This window comes from Paraconexibacter algicola, assembly GCF_003044185.1.
Classification (GTDB): Bacteria; Actinomycetota; Thermoleophilia; order Solirubrobacterales; family Solirubrobacteraceae; genus Paraconexibacter; species Paraconexibacter algicola.
Window position 1 is genome coordinate 1,814,232 of sequence record NZ_PYYB01000001.1, and the last position, 18,377, is coordinate 1,832,608.

The 18,377-nt window shown below is 74.5% G+C and carries 19 protein-coding genes; 14 read left to right on the forward strand and 5 right to left on the reverse strand.

Annotated features, from left to right (window positions below; all coding sequences use genetic code 11):
- Positions 1 to 4: 4 nt before the first annotated feature.
- The 6 genes from C7Y72_RS08615 to C7Y72_RS08640 are packed head-to-tail and all read left to right on the forward strand — an operon-like array spanning position 5 to position 4,556.
- Positions 5 to 364 (forward strand): ArsR/SmtB family transcription factor, encoded by a 360-nt coding sequence (locus C7Y72_RS08615; RefSeq protein ID WP_107568352.1) that lies wholly within the window; start codon positions 5 to 7, stop codon positions 362 to 364.
- Positions 361 to 2,523 (forward strand): MMPL family transporter, encoded by a 2,163-nt coding sequence (locus C7Y72_RS08620; RefSeq protein WP_107568353.1) that lies wholly within the window; start codon positions 361 to 363, stop codon positions 2,521 to 2,523. The genes C7Y72_RS08615 and C7Y72_RS08620 overlap by 4 nt, the downstream gene beginning before the upstream one ends.
- Before the next feature lies 1 nt (position 2,524).
- On the forward strand, positions 2,525 to 2,872 hold the full coding sequence (locus C7Y72_RS08625; protein ID WP_107568354.1) for a rhodanese-like domain-containing protein: 348 nt from the start codon (positions 2,525 to 2,527) through the stop codon (positions 2,870 to 2,872).
- The gene (locus C7Y72_RS08630) at positions 2,873 to 3,313 is read left to right on the forward strand and encodes a rhodanese-like domain-containing protein (protein ID WP_107568355.1); all 441 of its coding nucleotides are present in this window, start codon (positions 2,873 to 2,875) and stop codon (positions 3,311 to 3,313) included.
- Between the two features lie 4 nt (positions 3,314 to 3,317).
- Positions 3,318 to 4,097 (forward strand): sulfite exporter TauE/SafE family protein, encoded by a 780-nt coding sequence (locus C7Y72_RS08635; RefSeq protein ID WP_107568356.1) that lies wholly within the window; start codon positions 3,318 to 3,320, stop codon positions 4,095 to 4,097.
- A gap of 9 nt (positions 4,098 to 4,106) precedes the next feature.
- Positions 4,107 to 4,556, forward strand: coding sequence for a type II toxin-antitoxin system RatA family toxin (locus tag C7Y72_RS08640; RefSeq protein ID WP_107568357.1), 450 nt, complete (start codon positions 4,107 to 4,109; stop codon positions 4,554 to 4,556).
- Here the strand turns inward: C7Y72_RS08640 and yczE are convergent.
- Together yczE and C7Y72_RS08650 are read right to left on the reverse strand one after the other, a co-directional pair.
- Positions 4,535 to 5,152, reverse strand: coding sequence for a membrane protein YczE (gene yczE / locus C7Y72_RS08645; protein WP_196189284.1), 618 nt, complete (start codon positions 5,150 to 5,152; stop codon positions 4,535 to 4,537). The genes C7Y72_RS08640 and yczE overlap by 22 nt on opposite strands.
- A 718-nt stretch (positions 5,153 to 5,870) precedes the next feature.
- Positions 5,871 to 6,551: an NUDIX hydrolase gene (locus tag C7Y72_RS08650; protein ID WP_107568359.1), complete on the reverse strand. Its 681-nt coding sequence runs from the start codon at positions 6,549 to 6,551 to the stop codon at positions 5,871 to 5,873.
- 131 nt (positions 6,552 to 6,682) lie between these two features.
- Here C7Y72_RS08650 and C7Y72_RS08655 point away from each other — a divergent pair, with 131 nt between their 5' ends.
- The 6 genes from C7Y72_RS08655 to C7Y72_RS08680 all read left to right on the forward strand — a co-directional run bounded on the left by C7Y72_RS08655 (position 6,683) and on the right by C7Y72_RS08680 (position 14,069).
- Positions 6,683 to 7,684 (forward strand): SPFH domain-containing protein, encoded by a 1,002-nt coding sequence (locus tag C7Y72_RS08655; protein WP_107568360.1) that lies wholly within the window; start codon positions 6,683 to 6,685, stop codon positions 7,682 to 7,684.
- Between the two features lie 3 nt (positions 7,685 to 7,687).
- Entirely contained in the window at positions 7,688 to 8,575 is an 888-nt protein-coding gene (locus tag C7Y72_RS08660) for an NAD(+)/NADH kinase (RefSeq protein ID WP_107568361.1), read from the forward strand.
- Positions 8,576 to 8,639: 64 nt separating this feature from the next.
- On the forward strand, positions 8,640 to 10,118 hold the full coding sequence (locus C7Y72_RS08665) for a flavin-containing monooxygenase (protein ID WP_107568362.1): 1,479 nt from the start codon (positions 8,640 to 8,642) through the stop codon (positions 10,116 to 10,118).
- Positions 10,119 to 10,172: 54 nt separating this feature from the next.
- Positions 10,173 to 10,943: a peptidoglycan DD-metalloendopeptidase family protein gene (locus C7Y72_RS08670; protein WP_107568363.1), complete on the forward strand. Its 771-nt coding sequence runs from the start codon at positions 10,173 to 10,175 to the stop codon at positions 10,941 to 10,943.
- 13 nt (positions 10,944 to 10,956) lie between these two features.
- The gene (thpR, locus tag C7Y72_RS08675; protein ID WP_107568364.1) at positions 10,957 to 11,532 is read left to right on the forward strand and encodes an RNA 2',3'-cyclic phosphodiesterase; all 576 of its coding nucleotides are present in this window, start codon (positions 10,957 to 10,959) and stop codon (positions 11,530 to 11,532) included.
- A 143-nt stretch (positions 11,533 to 11,675) separates the two neighbouring features.
- Positions 11,676 to 14,069, forward strand: coding sequence for an FG-GAP repeat protein (locus tag C7Y72_RS08680; RefSeq protein WP_107568365.1), 2,394 nt, complete (start codon positions 11,676 to 11,678; stop codon positions 14,067 to 14,069).
- Between the two features lie 108 nt (positions 14,070 to 14,177).
- Here the strand turns inward: C7Y72_RS08680 and C7Y72_RS08685 are convergent, their stop codons facing one another.
- The 3 genes from C7Y72_RS08685 to C7Y72_RS08695 are packed head-to-tail and all read right to left on the reverse strand — an operon-like array spanning position 14,178 to position 16,078.
- Positions 14,178 to 14,861, reverse strand: a complete 684-nt coding sequence (locus C7Y72_RS08685; protein ID WP_107568366.1) for an SDR family NAD(P)-dependent oxidoreductase — start codon at positions 14,859 to 14,861, stop codon at positions 14,178 to 14,180.
- Positions 14,862 to 14,891: 30 nt separating this feature from the next.
- Positions 14,892 to 15,737 (reverse strand): aldo/keto reductase, encoded by an 846-nt coding sequence (locus tag C7Y72_RS08690; protein ID WP_107568367.1) that lies wholly within the window; start codon positions 15,735 to 15,737, stop codon positions 14,892 to 14,894.
- A gap of 23 nt (positions 15,738 to 15,760) precedes the next feature.
- Positions 15,761 to 16,078 carry a GNAT family N-acetyltransferase gene (locus C7Y72_RS08695; protein WP_107568368.1) on the reverse strand — a complete coding sequence of 106 codons (318 nt, stop codon included), beginning with the start codon at positions 16,076 to 16,078 and terminating at the stop codon, positions 15,761 to 15,763.
- Positions 16,079 to 16,184: 106 nt separating this feature from the next.
- On the opposite strand from C7Y72_RS08695, the gene C7Y72_RS08700 reads away from it, so the two are divergent.
- On the forward strand, positions 16,185 to 17,357 hold the full coding sequence (locus C7Y72_RS08700; RefSeq protein WP_107568369.1) for a S1C family serine protease: 1,173 nt from the start codon (positions 16,185 to 16,187) through the stop codon (positions 17,355 to 17,357).
- On the forward strand, positions 17,354 to 18,340 hold the full coding sequence (locus tag C7Y72_RS08705) for a VWA domain-containing protein (RefSeq protein WP_107568370.1): 987 nt from the start codon (positions 17,354 to 17,356) through the stop codon (positions 18,338 to 18,340). The genes C7Y72_RS08700 and C7Y72_RS08705 overlap by 4 nt, the downstream gene beginning before the upstream one ends.
- Positions 18,341 to 18,377 lie beyond the last annotated feature (37 nt).

Below are 18,377 nucleotides of genomic sequence, written 5' to 3' on the forward strand. Positions count from 1 at the left end.
GACCATGGCCGTCCCGCATCCCATCCCCGCCGACCTCGCCGAGCTCATCGCCCAGCGCTTCCGCGTCATGGGTGACCCGCTGCGCATCCGCGCGCTCGACCTCCTGCGCGAGGAGGAGCTGTCCGTCGGGGAGCTCACCGAGCGCCTCGGCGCCTCGCAGCAGAACGTCTCCAAGCACCTCGGCGTCCTGCTCCAGGCCGGCATCGTCTCGCGGCGCAAGGAGGGCACCAGCTCGATCTACGCGATCGCCGACCGCGCCGTCTTCGACCTCTGCGAGCAGGTCTGCGGCGGGCTGCAGCAGCAGCTCTCCGAGCTGACCGCCCTGCTCGGCGAGGCCGGCGCGAGCGCCGAGGCCGACCGATGAGCACCACCCTCCCGCGCCCCGCGGCGCCCGCGTCCGGCCCCGCGCCCCGGGCGCACCGTCACGGCCCGATCGGCCGACTCGGCCGCTGGGCGGCCACGCACCGTCGTGCCGTGTTCGCCGTCTGGGCGGTCCTCGTCATCGGCCTGGGCGTCTTCGCCCCGAAGGTCGAGCACGCGCTCTCGGGGGCCGGCTGGCAGGACTCCGGCTCGGAGTCCGTCCAGGTCCGCGACCTCGTCCAGCAGGAGTTCGGCGGGCTGAACTCGACCGGGCTGATGGTCGCCCTGCACAGCACCACGGACACCGCGACCTCTCCCGCGTTCGCGCAGCGCATCGCCGCGGTGACGCGGGTGCTCCAGGAGGACGACCGGGTCTCGCAGGTCGTCGGGCCGCAGCCCGGCGTGACGATCAGCCAGGACGGCCGCACCGCGATCGTGATGGCCGGCGCCGCGGCGGACGCCAACGACATGGTCCGCGCGGCGGACGACCTGAAGGAGCCGGTGCGCGCGCTCGGGGACGACCGCATCGAGATCGCCATGACCGGCGCCTCGGGGCTGTGGTCGGACTTCAACGAGGCCAACCGCGCCGCGATGATGAAGAGCGAGCTCTACAGCTGGCCGGTCACCCTCGGCATCCTCGTGCTCGCGTTCGGCGGTCTCGCCGCCGCCGGTCTGCCGCTGCTGCTCACGATCCTCGGCCTGGTCGCCTCCGCCGGCTCCCTGTACCTCGGCACGCACGTGTTCGACATCTCGATCTGGGCGATGAACTTCGCGCTGATGTTCGCGCTCGCGCTCGGCATCGACTACGCGCTGTTCGTGGTGATGCGCTTCCGCGCCGCGCTGCGCGAGACGCCGGACGACGTCCCCGACGCGGTCGCGGCGACGATGGACACCGCCGGCAAGGCCGTGCTCTTCAGCGGCATCACCGTCCTGATCTCGCTCAGCGCGGTGATGCTCGTGGACAGCCCCGCGTTCCGGTCGATGGCCGGCGGGATCATGGTGAGCGTCATCTTCGTCCTCGCCGCGAGCCTGACGCTGCTGCCCGCGGTGCTCGGTCGCAAGGGGCACCGGATCAACGCCCGGGCGGTCCCGTGGGCGAAGGCGAGCGAGCCGCGCTCCGCGCGCTTCGCCGCCTGGGGTGAGCGGCTCTGGGCCCGGCCCTGGCTCGCCGGTCTCGCGGCCCTCGGCGTCCTGCTGGCGCTCGCCGTCCCGGTCCTGCACCTCGACACGGGCATGCCGTCGATCAAGGTCGTGCCCCAGGAGGACTCCTCCCGCGTCGGCTACGGCCTCGTCCAGGACGCGTTCGGCCCCGGGGCCCCGGGCACGCTGCAGGTCGTCGTGCCGACCGCCGAGGCCGACGCGGCCCGCACCGCCCTGCAGGCCGACGGCGGGATCGCGCAGGTCGCCCCGGCCCAGCCCGGTCGCAGTGGCGACGTCGTGCTGCTCCAGGCCGTCCCCAGGACGGACCCCTCGGACCCGTCGGTCGGTGCGACGATCGACCGCCTGCGCGACACCCTGCCCGCGGGCAGCCAGGTCGGCGGGGCCACCGCGGAGAACCACGACCTCGAGCAGGAGCTCGCCGCCAAGACCCCGCTGGTCATCGGCGTCGTCCTCGCGCTCGGCTTCCTGCTGCTGCTCGTGGCGCTGCAGGCGCCGCTCGTGGCGCTGATCGGCACGGTCACGAACCTCCTCGCCACGGGCGCGGCGTTCGGCGTCGCGAAGCTCGTCTTCCAGGACGGCCACGGGGCGAGCCTGCTCGGCTTCGAGTCCCAGGGCTTCCTCGACGCCTGGGGGCCCGTGTTCTTCTTCGCGATGATCTTCGCGATCTCGATGGACTACACGGTCTTCCTGCTGTCGTCCGCCAAGGAGCACTGGGACCGCACCGGTGACCCGAAGGAGGCGATGGTCGGCGGCCTCGCCCACTCCGGCCGCGTGATCTTCGCCGCCGCCGCCGTCATGGTCGCCGTGTTCTTCACGTTCGCGCTGTCCGGGCCGCTGCCCCCGAAGGAGATGGGGATCATCCTCGGCGTGGCCGTGCTGCTCGACGCGGCGCTCGTGCGCCTGCTGCTCGTGCCGGTCCTGCTGCGGCTGACCGGCCGCGCCGCCTGGGCGGTGCCGGCACCGCTCAAGCGGATCCTCCCCGACGTCCGGTTCGGTCACTGACATGGGGTTCCTCGATCGCCTCCTCGGGCGCTCCGCCGCCCTGACCCCGGTCGCCGCCCACGAGCGGGCGGCGGCCGGGGAGCTGCTGCTCGTCGACGTCCGCGAGCCGGGGGAGTTCCGCTCCGGGCACGCGCCCGGGGCGCGGAACGTGCCCCTCGCCGGCGTCGGTGCCGCCTGCGCGCAGCTCGCCGCCGACGGCCGTGACGTCGCCTTCGTCTGCAAGTCCGGGATGCGAAGCGGCGCCGCGGTGAGCGCCGCCCGGCAACACGGTCTTCACGCGGCGAACGTCCGGGGTGGCATGCTGGCCTGGCAGCGGGCCGGACTCCCCACGACGACGAAGGGTCGCTAGATGCGCCGACGACTGCTGCGCACGGTGATCGCGCTCGCCGCCTCGGGCGGTCTGGTCGCCTGCGGTGGCGACGACCGCTCCACCGGCGCGACTCCCGATGCGTCGTTCACGACGGTCACGCCCGCGCAGATCGCACCGCGCGCCGCTGCCGGCGAGGTCCTGCTCGTCGACGTCCGCGAGGACGACGAGTGGCAGGCAGGCCACGCCGGTGACGCGCAGCACGTGCCGCTCGCCGAGGTCTCCGGCCGGCTCGACCGGTTGCGTACCGAGGCGGCCGGCCGCCCGATCGCCTTCATCTGTCGCTCGGGCAACCGCAGCGGCCAGGCCGCACGCGCGGCGGTCGACGCCGGACTGACGCAGGTCATCAACGTCGACGGCGGCATGGGCGCCTGGCTGGCGGCCGGGCTGCCGATCGTCCCCGCCGACGGGCGGGTGCTCTGAGCTCGTGATCGCGCTCGCGATCCCGTTCGGCCTCGCGATCGGGCTCGTCGTCGGCACCGTCGGCGGCGGCGGGGCGATCCTCGCGCTGCCGGTGCTCGTCTACGTGCTCGGGGAGCCGCCCGGGCCCGCGTCGACCGCGTCGCTCGTCGTCGTCGCGCTCGCGGCGGCCGTCGGGGCGGGGCGTCCCGCGCTGGACGGCAAGGTCTGCTGGCGGGTCGCGCTGCTGTTCGCCGGGCCGGCCGCGCTCGGCGCGCTCGGCGGCGCGGTGCTCAACGAGCAGGCCGACCCGAAGGTCCTCGTCCTGTCGTTCATCCCGGTGATGCTCACCGCGGCAGCGGCCACATGGCGGCGCGCGTGCGAGGACCACGAGGGGGAGGAGGACGGCCTGTGCGCGGTCGTCACCGCCCGCCGGATCGCGCCGGCCGGGCTCGGCGTCGGGCTCCTGACCGGGTTCTTCGGGGTCGGCGGCGGCTTCGTCATCGTGCCGCTGCTGACGGTCTGGCTGGGCATGCGCTTCCGCCGGGCGGTCGCCACCTCGCTGGTCATCATCACGCTGACCGGGCTCGCCGCGCTCGCCAGCCACCTCGTCGCCGGCGCCGGTCTCGCCGACATCGGGCTGACCGCCGCGCTCGCGGGCGCCACCGCCACCGGGGCGCTGGCCGGGTCGTTCGTCGGCGCGCGGCTGCCGCAGGCCACGCTCGGCAAGGCGTTCGCCGTCATGGTCGTCGCGGTCGCCGCCTTCCTGCTGGTGGACGTCTCGCTGCTGGGCGGACCGCCCGGATAGGGTCCGGGCATGGCCCTCACCGGAACCGCGAGCGTCGAGATCGACGCGCCCATCCAGACCGTCTACGCCATCGCCGCCGAGCCCGGCATCGCGCCCAAGTGGCAGCCGGAGATCAAGTCCGCGGACGTCGTCGAGACCAACGCGGCGGGCGAGCAGACGAAGGTCGTCATGGAGACTGACCTGAAGGTCAAGACGATCGACGTGACGATGCGCTTCGCCTACACGCCGAACTCGGGCCTGACCTGGGAGCAGGAGAAAGGCGCGCTGAAGTCGATCAAGGGCCGCTGGGAGTTCGAGGACCTCGGCGGCGACCGCACGAAGGCGACCGTCCACATGGAGGTCGACTTCGGCCGCACGCTCGGCATGGTCATCCGCGGCCCGCTCGTCGACGTGCTGCGCGGCCAGCTCGTCGAGTCGATGCCCACGAAGCTGAAGACCTACGTCGAGGCGCAGGGCTGAGGCTCGGGGTCCGCGGGCCGCGCCCCGGGGACCTCGAACAGCGGGACGAACACGTGCGCGAGCGGCCCGATGCCGACCGCGTACACGAGCGTGCCGATCCCGACCGTGCCCCCGAGCACGGCGCCGACCACGAGCACGGCGACCTCGATCGTCGTGCGGACCGCCCGGATCGAGCCGCCGCGCAGCGCGACGTAGCCCGTCATCAGGCCGTCGCGCGGGCCCGGCCCGAGGCGCGCGCCGATGTAGAGGCCGGTCGCGACGCCGTTGAAGAGGACGCCGCCGAGCAGCAGGGCCCAGCGCGCCGCGAGATCGTCCGGGGTCTCGAGCGTCGTGAGCATCAGCTCGATGACGAGCCCGACGACGAGCACGTTGCTGACCGTCCCGAGGCCCGGGCGCTGGCGCAGCGGGATCCACAGCAGCAGCACGGCCGCGCCGACGAGCATCACCCAGATGCCGACGCCGATCCCGGTCTGCCGGGAGAGGCCCTGGTGCAGCACGTCCCACGGATCGACGCCGAGCCCGGCGAGCAGGATCGCGCCGCCGCTGGCCCCGTAGAGCACGAGGCCGAGGTAGAGCTGGACGAGGCGGCGCGGCACGCGGCCATCCTCCCGCACCCGGCGCGCGGCCGCCCGATGCCGCAGCGCCGTACGAACCCCGCGCTGGATGCGGGGTTTCGTACGGCGGTCGCGGGCCCGGGGCGGCCCGGGGGCGTCCGGTGCCGGTGCCGGGGGCGCCGTGGTGGGTCCGGTGCGCTCGTCGCGCGAGGCGCCGTGGGCGCGACGCCGGGCCCGTTCGGGGCGCCACCCGGCGCTTGTGCCTCTTGCGGCTTTTGTCCGGGGCGCTGCGGAGCGCCCGCTCGGCCGAGACGCAACGCCTCTCCGGCGCGCGACGGGTGCGCTGCCGGCAGCGCGCGTGGGTCAGGCCGGGGCGACAGCTTGCGGGGGCCCGCACCCCAGGCGGCAGCGCCGGCGACGAAGCGGGAGACCGCGGACGGGCCTCGCGGTGCGACGCCCGAAGCGGGCTCGACGATCCCGGTGCCCATGAGGTCGCGGGCGGAGCTGGCGGGGTCGTGCACGGACTCGGCCGCGTGCCGCGGCGCGACCGCCGTGCGAACTCCGCGCTGGGTGCGGGGTTTGGTACGGCGGTCATGGTTCGCTGCGGTGCTGGGGGTGCCGGGCTGCGCGCCACGCCGTGGGCGTGACGCGCCGGGGCGCGGCGCGACGCCGGGGCGTGCCGAGACCGCGGGCGTGACGCAGCGCCGGGGCGCGAGGCAGCGCTCGTTCGCGGCGCGCTGCCGGTGCGGGGGCGCCGCGGTCAGGCGGGCGAGACGCGCTTGCGCCGGCCGGCGCCCCAGGCGGGCGCGGCGGTGACGAAGCGGTAGAGGGCGGCCGGGCGGCCCGGGCCGTCGCTGCGCCGCTCGCCGGTGGGCTCGACGAGCCCCGTGGCCTTGAGGTCCCGCGCGAACGTGGCGCCGTCGTAGCCCGTGTCGGCGACGCCCTCGTAGACGGCACGGGCCTGGCTGAGGGTGAACGCGGCGGGGAGCAGGCCCACCGCGACGTTGGACCACCACAGCTTCCCCTCGACGCGGTCCACCGCGAGGGCGAGCATGTCGCGGTGGTCGTGGGCCCAGCGGTGCCGGCCGCGCGCGGTCACCCAGCGGGCCGCGGGGTCACGGGGGGTCGTGTCCGCGGGGACGAGGGCGAGGTGGGCGATCGACGGGATCCAGCCCCGTGGGTCGCGGTCCGGGTCGGCGAAGGCGGCGAGCTGCTCGAGGTAGATCCCGTCGAGCCCGGTCTTCTCCGCGAGGACCCGGCGGACCGCCTCGGCCGGGTCGTCGCGGGGGCCGAGCAGGCCGCCGGGCAGCGCGCGCCGACCGTCCTCCGTGCGGAGCGCGAGCACCTCGAGCCGGCGGTCGGCGACGCGCAGGACGACGGCGTCGACCGCGAGGGCGGCGGGGGCGGGGCGGCCCTCGGTGTTGGTCGCGGTCCACGGCACATCCGTCAGCCTACGCGGCGAAGGGAGCGTATACACGCCAAATAGGCAGATTGCCCAATATTGACTTGACGCGCCACGTGTCGCGGGTCTAGGGTTGTTTTAGGCATTACGACCAGAAAGGAATCGACCCCATGGCCGAGATCAGGCAGTTCCCCCTCTTCCGTCACCTCCGCGCCGAGCCCACGAGCCACGTGCTGCGCTACCGCGGCGGCGCGCTCACCACCGCCGGCCCCGGGGCGGCCTTCTGGTTCCGCCCGATCAACACCGCCGTCGCCGAGGTCCCCGTCGACGACCGCGAGCTGCCGTTCGTCTTCCACGTGCGCAGCGCCGACTTCCAGGAGCTCACCGTCCAGGGCGTCATCACCTTCCGCGTCACGGACCCCGAGCTGCTCGCCCGTCGCATCGACTTCGCCATCGACCTCGAGACCGGCCGCTGGACCCAGACGCCGCTGGAGCAGCTCGCCGGCCTGCTCATGCAGCTCGCCCAGCAGTTCGTCATCGACGACCTCGTCAAGGTCGAGCTGCGTCGCATCCTCGCCGACGGCGTCGCCCCGATCCGCGACCGCATCGCGGCCGGCCTCGACGCCGAGATCGCGCTCGACGAGCTCGGCCTCGAGGTCGTCGCCGTGCGCGTCGCCGCCGTCACCCCGACCGCGGACATGGAGCGGGCCCTCCAGCAGCCCACCCGCGAGGCGATCCAGCAGGAGGCCGACGAGGCGACGTTCCGCCGCCGCGCCCTGGCCGTCGAGAACGAGCGCGCGATCGCCGACAACGAGCTGAAGAACCGCATCGAGCTCGCCCGCCGCGAGGAGGAGCTCGTCGCCCAGGACGGCGCCAACGCCCGCCGGCGCGCGGAGGAGGAGGCGACCGCCGCGCTCGTCGCCGCCCAGGCCGCCGACGAGCGCGCCGAGCTGGGTGCCCGCCGCGACGCCGCGACGATCGACCTCGTCGACGGGGCCCGCCTGCGGATCGAGGAGGCCCGCGCGCAGATCGACGCGCAGACCCCGCCCGAGGTCCTGCTCGCCCTCGCGGTCCGCGAGCTCGCCGGCCAGCTCGGGGCCATCGAGCACCTGACGATCACCCCCGACATGCTCACGCCGCTCCTGGCGCGCGTCGGGCGCCAGGAGGGCTAGGCGATGCTCCCCCGCGCCGTGCTCGTCGAGCGCCCCACCGAGTACCGGCAGCTGCTCGCGCGGCACGGCACGCGCGAGCAGGCCCGGTTCTTCCTCGCCCAGCGGGACCTCGAGCTCGCCGAGGTCGAGGAGCGCCACCTGCGCTACGAGGAGACCCGCACCCGCGTGCTCGCCGCCGTCCCCGCGGACTGGCGGCGGGCGACCGTCGACCGGGCCGAGCTCGACCGGTTCCTGTTCGGGCCCGACGACGTCGTCGTCGTCCTCGGACAGGACGGCCTCGTCGCCAACGTCGCGAAGTACCTGGACGGGCAGCCGGTCGTCGGGCTCGACCCGGACCCCGGGCGCAATCCCGGGCTGCTCGTGCCGCACCCGCCGGACGCGCTCGCCGACCTCTGCGCCGACCTGCTCGCCGGCCGCGACCGCAGCGAGCAGCGCACCATGGTGCAGGCGCGGCTCGACGACGGGCAGCGGCTGCTGGCGCTCAACGAGATCTTCCTCGGACACCGCACCCACCAGTCGGCCCGCTACGTCCTGGACGTCGGCGACGCCCAGGAGCGCCACTCGTCCTCGGGGCTGATCGTCACGACCGGCACCGGCGCGACCGGCTGGGCCGCGAGCATCAACGCCGCGCGCGGCGAGCGGCTCGCCCTGCCCGCCCCGACCGACGAGCGGCTCGCCTGGTTCGTCCGCGAGGCGTGGGCCGGTCCGGCCACCGGCGCGTCGCTGACCGCGGGCCTGCTCGCCGCCCGCGACGAGCTGACCGCCACCTGCCAGCTCGACGAGGGCGGGGTCGTGTTCGGGGACGGCATCGAGGACGACCGGCTCACGCTCGACTGGGCCCAGCGGGTGCGCATCGGCGTCGCCGACCGGCGCCTGCGACTGCTCGTCTGAGTCGCGCGCGGGTCTGTGGCCGTCCCACATGGACAGACGGCCCCGCGCCCGGCAGCATGGAGGGATGAGCACCACAGCGGAGGTCGACGTCCTCATCGTCGGCGCAGGCATCTCGGGCATCGGAGCCGCGCACCACCTGAGCACGAAGCGACCGGGCACGTCGTTCGCGATCCTCGACGGACGGCAGGAGATCGGCGGCACCTGGAGCCTCTTCAAGTACCCGGGCATCCGCTCGGACTCCGACATGCCGACCTTCGGCTACGACTTCAAGCCCTGGACGCACGAGAAGTCGATCGCCGAGGCGCAGTACATCGTCGAGTACCTGCAGGACACCGTCGACAGCGCCGGGATCGGTCCCCACATCCGCTTCGGCCACCAGGTCCGTCGCGCCGAGTACGCCACCGACACCGGCACCTGGACGGTGACCGCCGAGCGGCCCGACGGGGAGACCGTCGAGGTGACCTCCCGGTTCCTGTTCCTGGGCACCGGCTACTACGACTACGAGGCGGGGTACACCCCGGAGTTCGCGGGCCTCGAGGACTTCGAGGGCCGGCTCGTGCACCCGCAGCACTGGCCCGAGGACCTCGACTACACCGGCAAGCGCGTCGTCGTCATCGGCAGCGGCGCGACCGCCGTGACGCTGATCCCGTCGATGGCGCGCGAGACCGCGCACATCACGATGCTCCAGCGCTCCCCCAGCTACGTGCTGTCGATCCCGTCCGTGGACCCGGTCGCGCAGCTGCTCAAGCGGTTCGTCGGGCAGGAACGCGCGCACCAGAGCACGCGCCGCAAGAACATCCGCATCCAGCGTGGCCTGTACAAGCTCGCGCAGCGCTACCCGAAGGCGGTCCGCAAGGTCATCATGGCCGACGCGCGCCGGCGGCTGCCCAAGGGCTACGACGTCGACACGCACTTCAACCCGTCCTACGACCCGTGGGACCAGCGGCTGTGCATGGTCCCCGACGGGGACTTCTTCCGCTCGATCCGTCGCGGCGACGCGTCGGTCGTCACGGACACGATCGACCGCTTCGTCCCCGAGGGCATCCGGCTCAGCTCGGGCCGGGTCCTCGAGGCGGACATCGTCGTCACGGCGACCGGCCTGAACATGCTGGCGTTCGGCCGCATCGAGCTCGCGGTCGACGGCGAGGACGTCTCGATCCCGGACTGCGTCGTCTACAAGAGCATGATGCTGTCGAACGTGCCGAACTTCGCGTTCGCGTTCGGCTACACCAACGCGTCGTGGACGTTGAAGGTCGATCTCGTCTGCGAGCACTTCTGCCGCCTGCTCGACCACATGGACGCGCACGGCAAGACGACGTTCACGCCGCGCCTGGACCGCGAGATCCGGCGCGCCCCGCTGATGGACCTCAGCTCCGGCTACGTCCAGCGCGGGATCGACCGGTTCCCGCAGGCGGGCGCGGAGGGCGCCTGGACCGTGGAGATGGCCTACGAGGCGGACGTCGCGCGCCTGCGCGAAGGGCCGATCGAGGACGCCGACCTCGTGTTCGGGACCGCGTCCCCGCGCGAGCCCGCGACCGCCTGACCGGTCGCGCCGACGCGGCCGGCAGCGCCCCGGCCGCGTCTATGATCCGCGACCGTGCTCGCGCTCCTCGCCACCGCGGCGGCCGCCGCTCCCCCGCCGGACTTCGGCGTCACGCAGCAGCGGGTGCGCCCCGCGCGGATCTTTCTCGTGCGCGACCCGGTGCGGATCGCGTTCACGCCGACCGGCAGCCGCACGCTCGACCTCGACGTCGAGATCGTCGCCGAGCGCGACGGCACGGTCGCGCGACGGCTCACGGTGCGCGCGGCACGACCGGGCCGGGAGCAGGTCGTGCGCTGGGACGGCGTGCGCGGCAGCGGGGCTGCGGCGCCGGACGGTCGCTACCGCGTCCGCGTCGTCGCGCCCGCGATCGGGGAGCGCCGGCGGCTCGGGACGTTCACGCTGCGCGGCCACATGTACCCGATCCGCGGCCCGCACGCCGACCGCGGCGTGATCGGGCTGTTCGGCGTGCCGCGCAACGGCGGGCGCACCCACGAGGGGTACGACGTCAACGCGCCGTGCGGCACGCGGATGGTCGCTGCGCGCGGCGGCACCGTCGTGCGCAGCCGCTTCGACCCGGTGCTCTACGGCCACGAGGTGATCGTCCGCGGCGCGCTCGACGGGCGCACCTACCGGTACGCGCACCTGCGCACCACGCCGCGCGTGCGCCGCGGGGACCGGGTCCGCACCGGGCAGACGATCGGCTCGGTCGGGGACTCCGGCAACGCGCGGACGACGGGCTGCCACCTGCACTTCGAGCTGCGGACCCGCGGCGGGCGGCTGCTGGACCCCCAGCCGTTCCTGCACCGCTGGGACCGCTTCAGCTGACGCACCGCGGACCGTGACGCGCCCCGGTCACCGGCTGTTCGTCGCGGTCGCGCCGCCGCCACGCCTGGCGAACGAGCTCGCCGCGTGGGCCCGCGCCCACCGCGGCGCGGGCCTGCGTCCGGTGCCGCCCGCGAACGTGCACGTGACGCTCGCCTTCCTCGGCGCCCGCCCCGCGGCCGACGTCGAGGCCACGCTGCGCGCCGTGCGTGCGGGGGTCGACGAGTGGACGCTCACCGGTGGCCGCGCGCCGATCGAGCTGGCGCTCGCCGGGCCGTGCTGGCTCCCGCCCCGGCGGCCGCGGGCGCTCGCGGTCGACGTGGTCGACCGCACGGGCGCCCTCGGGGAGCTGCGCGACCGGATCGTCCGCGCGCTCGACGACGCCGTGGGGTTCGCGGAGGACCACCCGCGCTTCCGCCCCCACGTGACCGTGGCGCGCGGCGCCGGGCGCGCCGTGCAGGACGGGGTCGCGCCACTGCTCGGGCCGTCCCCGCAGGCGACGTTCCCGGTCGACGTCGTGACGCTGCACCGCTCGTTCCTGGAGCCGGGCGGCGCCCGCTACGAGGCGCTCGGCGACGTGCCGCTGGGCTAGCAGCGGCGCGCCGGGCCGTCGGTCGGTGGCGGGAAATACCCACGCGCGGGTTGGCGGTCCGGGGGGTCGCGCCCTAGCATCGCGCGCCGCAGGTCCGGGCGGGGGTACGCCCGGGGTCCACACAACGGCAAGGCAGGGGTTCCATGAGCAGGTCAGCACTGAGGCGCGCGCTCGCGTGCGCGCTCGTCGTCGTCCCGGGCGCGCTCGCGGGCGCGTCCAGCGCCCACGCGGCGCTCGCGCAGCAGGCGTACGTCAAGCCGCAGCACAGTCCCGTCGGCCAGTTCTTCGGCCACGGGGTGGCGATCGACGGCGACACGATGGTCGTCGGCGCGCGCGCCGAGAGCTCCGGAGCGGTCGGCGTGAACGACAGCCCGACCGCCACGCCGGCACGACCCGCCTCCGGTGCCGCGTACGTCTACGTCCGGACGGGGACGACGTGGACGCAGCAGGCGTATCTGAAGGCCTCGAACCCGGGGGAGAACGACGGCTTCGGCTGGTCGGTGGACGTCGACGGGGACACGATCGTCGTCGGCGCGCGCGACGAGGACAGCGCCGCGGTCGGGGTGAACGGCAACGAGGCCGACGACACCGCCGGGAACTCCGGTGCGGCCTACGTGTTCACGCGCACCGGCACGACGTGGTCGCAGCAGGCGTACCTGAAGGCCTCGAACACCGAGGCCAACGACAACTACGGCGTGTCGGTCGGCGTCGACGGCGACACGATCGTCGTCGGGGCGGCCGCCGAGGCCAGCGCGTCGACCGGGGTCAACGGGAACCAGAACGTCAACGGCACCCCGGCGTCCGGGGCGGCGTACGTCTACACGCGCACCGCTGGGAGCTGGAGCCAGCAGGCGTACCTGAAGGCGTCCAACACCGGCTTCAACGACCGCTTCGCCGCGGTGGCGGTCAGCGGCGACCGCATCGTCGTCGGCGCCTGGGGCGAGGCCAGCCAGTCGCCGCTCGGTGACCAGTCCAACAACGCGGCGTCCGGCGCCGGCGCGGCCTACGTGTTCGCCCGGACGGGGACGACCTGGGCGCAGGAGGCGTTCCTCAAGGCCGGGACCGTCGGGACGAACGACCGCTTCGGCTGGTCGGTGGCGATCGACGGATCCACGATCGCGATCGGCGCCACCGGTGATGACAGCGTCGCCACCGGCGTCGGTGGGACGGAGGCCGACGACTCGGCGAACGATGCGGGTGCGGCCTGGGTGTTCCTCCGCAGCGCCTCGGGCGAATGGACCCGTCAGGCCTACGTGAAGGCCTCCAACACCCGTGCAGGCCAGTCGTTCGGCCATGCGATCGCGGTCGACGGCGACCGGCTCGTCGTCGCTGCGACCGGCGAGTCGAGCACGGACCGGAGCGTCGACGGACCGAACCCGTCGAGCACCTCTGCCTCCCTGTCGGGCGCCGCGTTCACCTACACGCGCTCCGGGACCACGTGGACGCCGGAGCATCGCCTCAAGGCGTCCAACGCGGACAACGGCGACAGCTTCGGCTGGTCGGTCGGCGTCAGCGGCGGGACCGTCGTCAGCGGCGCGTATCTCGAGGACGGCGCGGCGACCGGCATCAACGGGGACCAGACGAGCAACACGGCGATGTCCGCCGGTGCGGCGTACGTGTTCGCGGCGCCGCTGCCGGCGCGTCCGACGCAGGTGGGGACCGACCCGAGCGGGGGCGGGAACACGACGTCGCCGAAGGTGCGTGGTGTCGCTCCGGCGGGGTCGACGGTGACGGTGTATCGGTCGGCGGACTGCTCGGGAGCACCGGTGGGTTCGGGGACGGCCGCAGCGTTCGCGGTTGGCGGGGCGGGGATCCCGATCACGGTCCCGGCGAACACGGTCTCGACGCTGACGGCGACCGCGACGGTGGACGGGGTCGCCTCCCCGTGCTCGGAGGCGATCACCTACGAGCACGACGGCGTCGCGCCGGGCAAGCCGACGCTGGCGGTGACGCGGGTGTCGGCGACCCAGGTGCGGGTGCGGGTGACGGGCACGGAGCCGGGGTTGGTGTTCCTGTTCCGGGCGGCGATGTGCTCGGGGCCGCCGCAGCCGGCGCTGTCGACCGCGCAGGCGGCCGACGAGGGCTTCCTCGTCGATGCGCCCGAGTCGGGCACGACGACGATCTCCGCGACGGTGACCGACCGGTTCAACAACCCGGGCGCGTGCAGTGACCCGGTGACGATCGGCACCGCCCCGGCGAGCCCGGCCTCCCCGGCGGCCCCGGCGTCCCCGGCGGTCGCGCCGGACGGTGGCCCGGCGGCGGGGCCGGCGGCGCCGGTGGTGACGCCGAACGTGTGCCGGTCGGTGCGGCGGTTCACGGTGCGGCTGCTGCGCGGGGCGCGGTCGGCGACCGTGACGCTCGGGGGCAGGCGGCTGGCGGTCCGGCGGGAGCAGGGCCGGCTGGTCACCACGGTGGATCTCCGTGGTCGGCCCGCGCAGACGGTGACGCTGCGGATCCGGGTGCTCACGCGTGGCGGTCGGGTGCTGCAGCAGACGCGCACGTACCGCACGTGCGTGTTCGTCCGCGCGGCCACCTGAGGCTCGCGCGCTCGCCGCGCCGGCGCCCGGGTGGTACCGGCGCGGCGCGGCGGGTCGTGTGGACCGCTCGTCCTTCGCGGAAGAATCAGCGGTCCACTCGGCCCCGCCCTACCAGGGCAGCGGCTCACCGTCGCGGAAGAACCCGCCGGTCGGGCCGTCGTCCGGCAGGCGCACGCCCCACAGGACGCTCGCGGCACCCTCGGCGACCGTCCGCTGGGCCTGCGGGCCGCCCATGTCGGTCTGCACCCAGCCCGGGCACGTCGCGTTGACGAGCACGCCGTCGGCACGCAGCTCGTTGGCCGCCGTGACCGTCAGCATGTTCAGCGCGACCTTCGAGACCCGGTAGGCGCCCGCGCCCGACTGCGCGTCGGAGAGCTGGCCCATCCCGGAGGACACGTTCACCACGCGGCCGCGCGGGCCGGCCGCGCGCAGCTGCCGGGTCAGCGCCTGCAGCAGCGCCCAGGCGCCGAGGACGTTCGTCTCGAACACGCGGCGCACCTCCTGGAGGTCCTGCTCGAGGACCGGGCCGCGCACGTTCTCGCCGATGATGCCCGCGTTGTTCACCAGCGCGGTCGCGCCGCCGAACTCGCTCGCCCGCGCCGCGACCGCCCGGACGCTCGCCCCGTCGGTGACGTCCAGCTGCACGGGCTCGACCCCGTCGACGCCCTCGAGCGTCGCGGGGTCACGCGCCCCCGCCAGCACCGTCCACCCGTCGGCCGCGAGCGTCGTCGCGACCTCCCGGCCGATGCCCCGGCTCGCTCCGCTGACGACGACGACTCCGCGTGTGCTCATGGAGCGAGCCTACGACCCGGCGGTGCCCGGCTACGGCCGCACGAACGTCTCGGGGTCCGGGCCGATCCGCCGGCCGGCGTCCAGCGCGGCGATCGCCTCCATGTCCGCCTCGGTGAGGTGGAACGACAGGACGTCGTAGTTCTCCGCGATCCGCGACGGCGTCACCGACTTCGGGATCACGACGTTGCCGAGCTGCAGGTGCCAGCGCACGACGACCTGCGAGACGGTGCGCCCGTGGCGCTCGGCGATCCCCGCAAGCGTGTCGTCCTCGAAGACCTGGCCCTGCGCGAGCGGGCTCCACGCCTCGGTCGCGATCCCGAGGTCCTCGTGCTCGCGCCGCAGGCCGGTCTGCTGGAAGTACGGGTGCAGCTCGACCTGGTTGATCGCCGGGGTGACACCGGTCTCGTCGACGAGCCGCTGCAGGTGCGCGGGGTTGAAGTTCGACACGCCGATCGACCGCACGAGGCCCTGCTCGCGCGCCTCGACGAACGCCTCCCACGTCTCCACGTAGCGGTCCTGGGTGGGTACCGGCCAGTGGATGAGGTACAGATCGACGTGGTCGAGCTCGAGCTGCTGCAGCGACCGCTTCAGCGCCGCGGTCGCCTGATCCTTGCCGTGGTCGTCGTTGAAGCACTTCGTCGTGATGAAGACGTCGTCGCGGTCGATGCCGCTGGCGCGCAGCGCCTGGCCGACGCCCGCCTCGTTGCCGTAGGCGGCAGCGGTGTCGATGTGGCGGTACCCGACGCGCAGCGCCTCGGCGACGGCCTGGTAGGTCTCCTTCGGGGGGACCTGCCAGACCCCGAAGCCCAGCTGCGGGATCTGGACGTCGCCGTCGAGCGTGACGGTGGGGACCTGGACGGAAGAGGAGGAGGACATGCCCTCTGGCATGCCCATCGCGCTCACCGTTGGAACTGCGGACGGAGCGCCGGGGTGACCAGATCGGCGTAGTCCGGATGCCGGTGGATCCACCCGGCGACGAACGGGCAGACCGGCACCGCCTCGAGCTCGCCGGTCGTCCGCACCCAGTCCAGCGCGGCGCGCGCGAGCGCCCCGCCGACGCCCTGGCCCTCGAACGCCGGATCGACCTCGGTGTGCGTGAACACGACGCGCACGCCCGCCACGAGGTACTCCGCGTAGCCCGCGAGGCGACCGTCGACGTGCGCCTCGAAGCGCGGCTTGTCGGCGTCGGGGTGCTGGGTGACGGTGGGAGCGGCCATCGCCGCAGCCTAGTCGGCCCGCCCGCGCGGCCGGGTTGGCGCGCGCACGCGCGCCGGTCGGGGGCCGTTACGGCGGCGTGACGCCGGATGCGACACCCTCCCGGTCATGTCCCGCCGCCGCGACCCCAGCCTGTGGACCGACCGCCCCGACGACTGGCCCGAGCGCGGCGACGAGTCGCCGCGGCAGTGGATGGACCCGCTCCCGCCCGAGCCGCCCCGCAAGAGCCGCCGCACCGCGCTGATCGTCGGCGCAGCCGTGCTCGTGGGCGCGGGCGGCGCGAGCGCGATCGCCGCGCTCGGCGACGACGAGCCCGACCGCGTCCCGCGCGGCACCCAGGCCGCGCCGCTGCCCGCCGTCAACGGCCAGCTCAAGCAGTCCTCCACCGCCAAGCTCTACGCGGGCGCCAGCGGCGCGGTCGTGTCGATCCGGGTGCGGTCCGGCAGCAGCCTCGGCTCCGGCACCGGGTTCCTCATCGACAAGAACGGCACCGTCGTCACCAACGCGCACGTCGTGCAGGACGCGCGCACCGTCGCGATCCGCCTCGACGACGGCGCCGAGCCGATCGAGGCGCGCGTCGCCGGCACCGACCCGTCCACCGACCTCGCCGTGCTGCGCGCCGACCCCGACGACGTCAAGGGCATCACGCCGCTGAAGCTCGCGGACTCCGACGACGTGCGGGTCGGCGACTACGCGCTGGCGATCGGCTTCCCGCTCGGCCTCGACCGCACCGCGACCGAGGGGATCATCTCCGGCCTCGAGCGCGTCATCGAGGCGCCCAACGGCTTCCGCATCGACGAGGTCCTGCAGACCGACGCCCCGATCAACCCCGGCAACTCCGGCGGCCCGCTGCTCGACGGAGCCGGCCGGGTCATCGGCGTCAACTCGCAGATCGCGACCGCGGGCGGGGGCGGCGGCAACGTCGGCATCGGCTTCGCCGTCCCGGCCAACACCGCCCGCGAGATCGTGCCGCGCCTGCTGGCCGGCGAGCGGATCCGCCGCCCGTTCCTCGGCGTCAGCACCGGCGATCCCGTCAGCGGGCCGGCCGGCGCCACGGTCGCCGAGGTCGTCTCGGGCGGCCCGTCGGACCGGGCCGGGATCCGCGTCGGCGACCGCATCACCGCGGTCGACGGCAAGGCCGTCCGCGAGGCCGACGACGTCGCCGACTCGATCGCCGACCTCAAGCCCGGCGACGAGGTCGACGTGAAGCTGACCCGCGGTGGCGCGCAGGAGACCGTCCGCGTGCGTCTCGGCACGCGCCCCGAGCAGGCGACGCCGTGAGCTTCGGCGCCCCGCTCTGGTTCCTCGCGCTGCTGGTCGTCCCCGGCATCGTCGCGGCCTACGTCGTGCACGAGCGCCGCGCGGGCGCCCGGAGCCGGGCGCTGATCTCCGCGCCGCTGCTCGCCGCGGTCGCGCCGCGCCGGCCGCGCTGGCGCCGGCACGTGCCGGTCGCGCTGCAGGTGCTCGCGGTAACCGGCCTGATCGTCGCGCTCGCCAAGCCGCAGACGACGCGCGCGGTCACCGTCGAGCAGGCCACCGTCGTGGTGGTGACCGACCGGTCCGGCTCGATGCTCGCGACCGACGTGGCCCCGAACCGGCTGGTGGCGGCGCGCAACGCGGCGCAGACGTTCGTCGACGCGACGCCCGACACGCTGCGGCTCGGCGCGATCGCCTTCAACCAGCGGGCGACCGTGCTCGCCAACCCGACCCGCGACCACGACGCGGTCCGTGCCGCGCTCGGCACGATCCGGGCGGCGGGCAGCACGGCGACCGGGGACGCGATCACCTCCGCGCTGGAGATGATCCAGCGGGCGGGCTCCCAGGAGACCGAGATCGACCCGTTCACCGGGCTACGCCGCGAGACCGTCAAGGCGCCCCCGTCCGCGATCGTCCTGCTGTCCGACGGCAAGAGCGTGCGCGGCGGCAGCCTCACCGAGGCCGCCGAGAAGGCCAAGGAGCTGAAGATCCCCGTGTACACGGTGGCGCTGGGCACGCAGTCCGGCACGATCACCGGCTCCGACGGCCAGGTCCGCGACGTGCCGCCCGACGTCCAGGCGATGCGCGAGGTGGCGCAGACCACGGGCGGCGAGGCGTTCGCCATCAGCGACGCGCAGGAGCTCGATCGCGTCTACGAGAGCCTCGGCTCGAAGCTCGCCAAGGAGGACCGCAAGCAGGAGGTCTCCAGCACCTTCGCGGGCACCGCGCTGCTGCTGATCCTGCTGGGCGCGCTGGCCTCCATCCGCTGGTTCGGCCGCGTCATCTGAGCGCCGACGCGCCTCGTTCTCAGGAAACTCTCAGCTT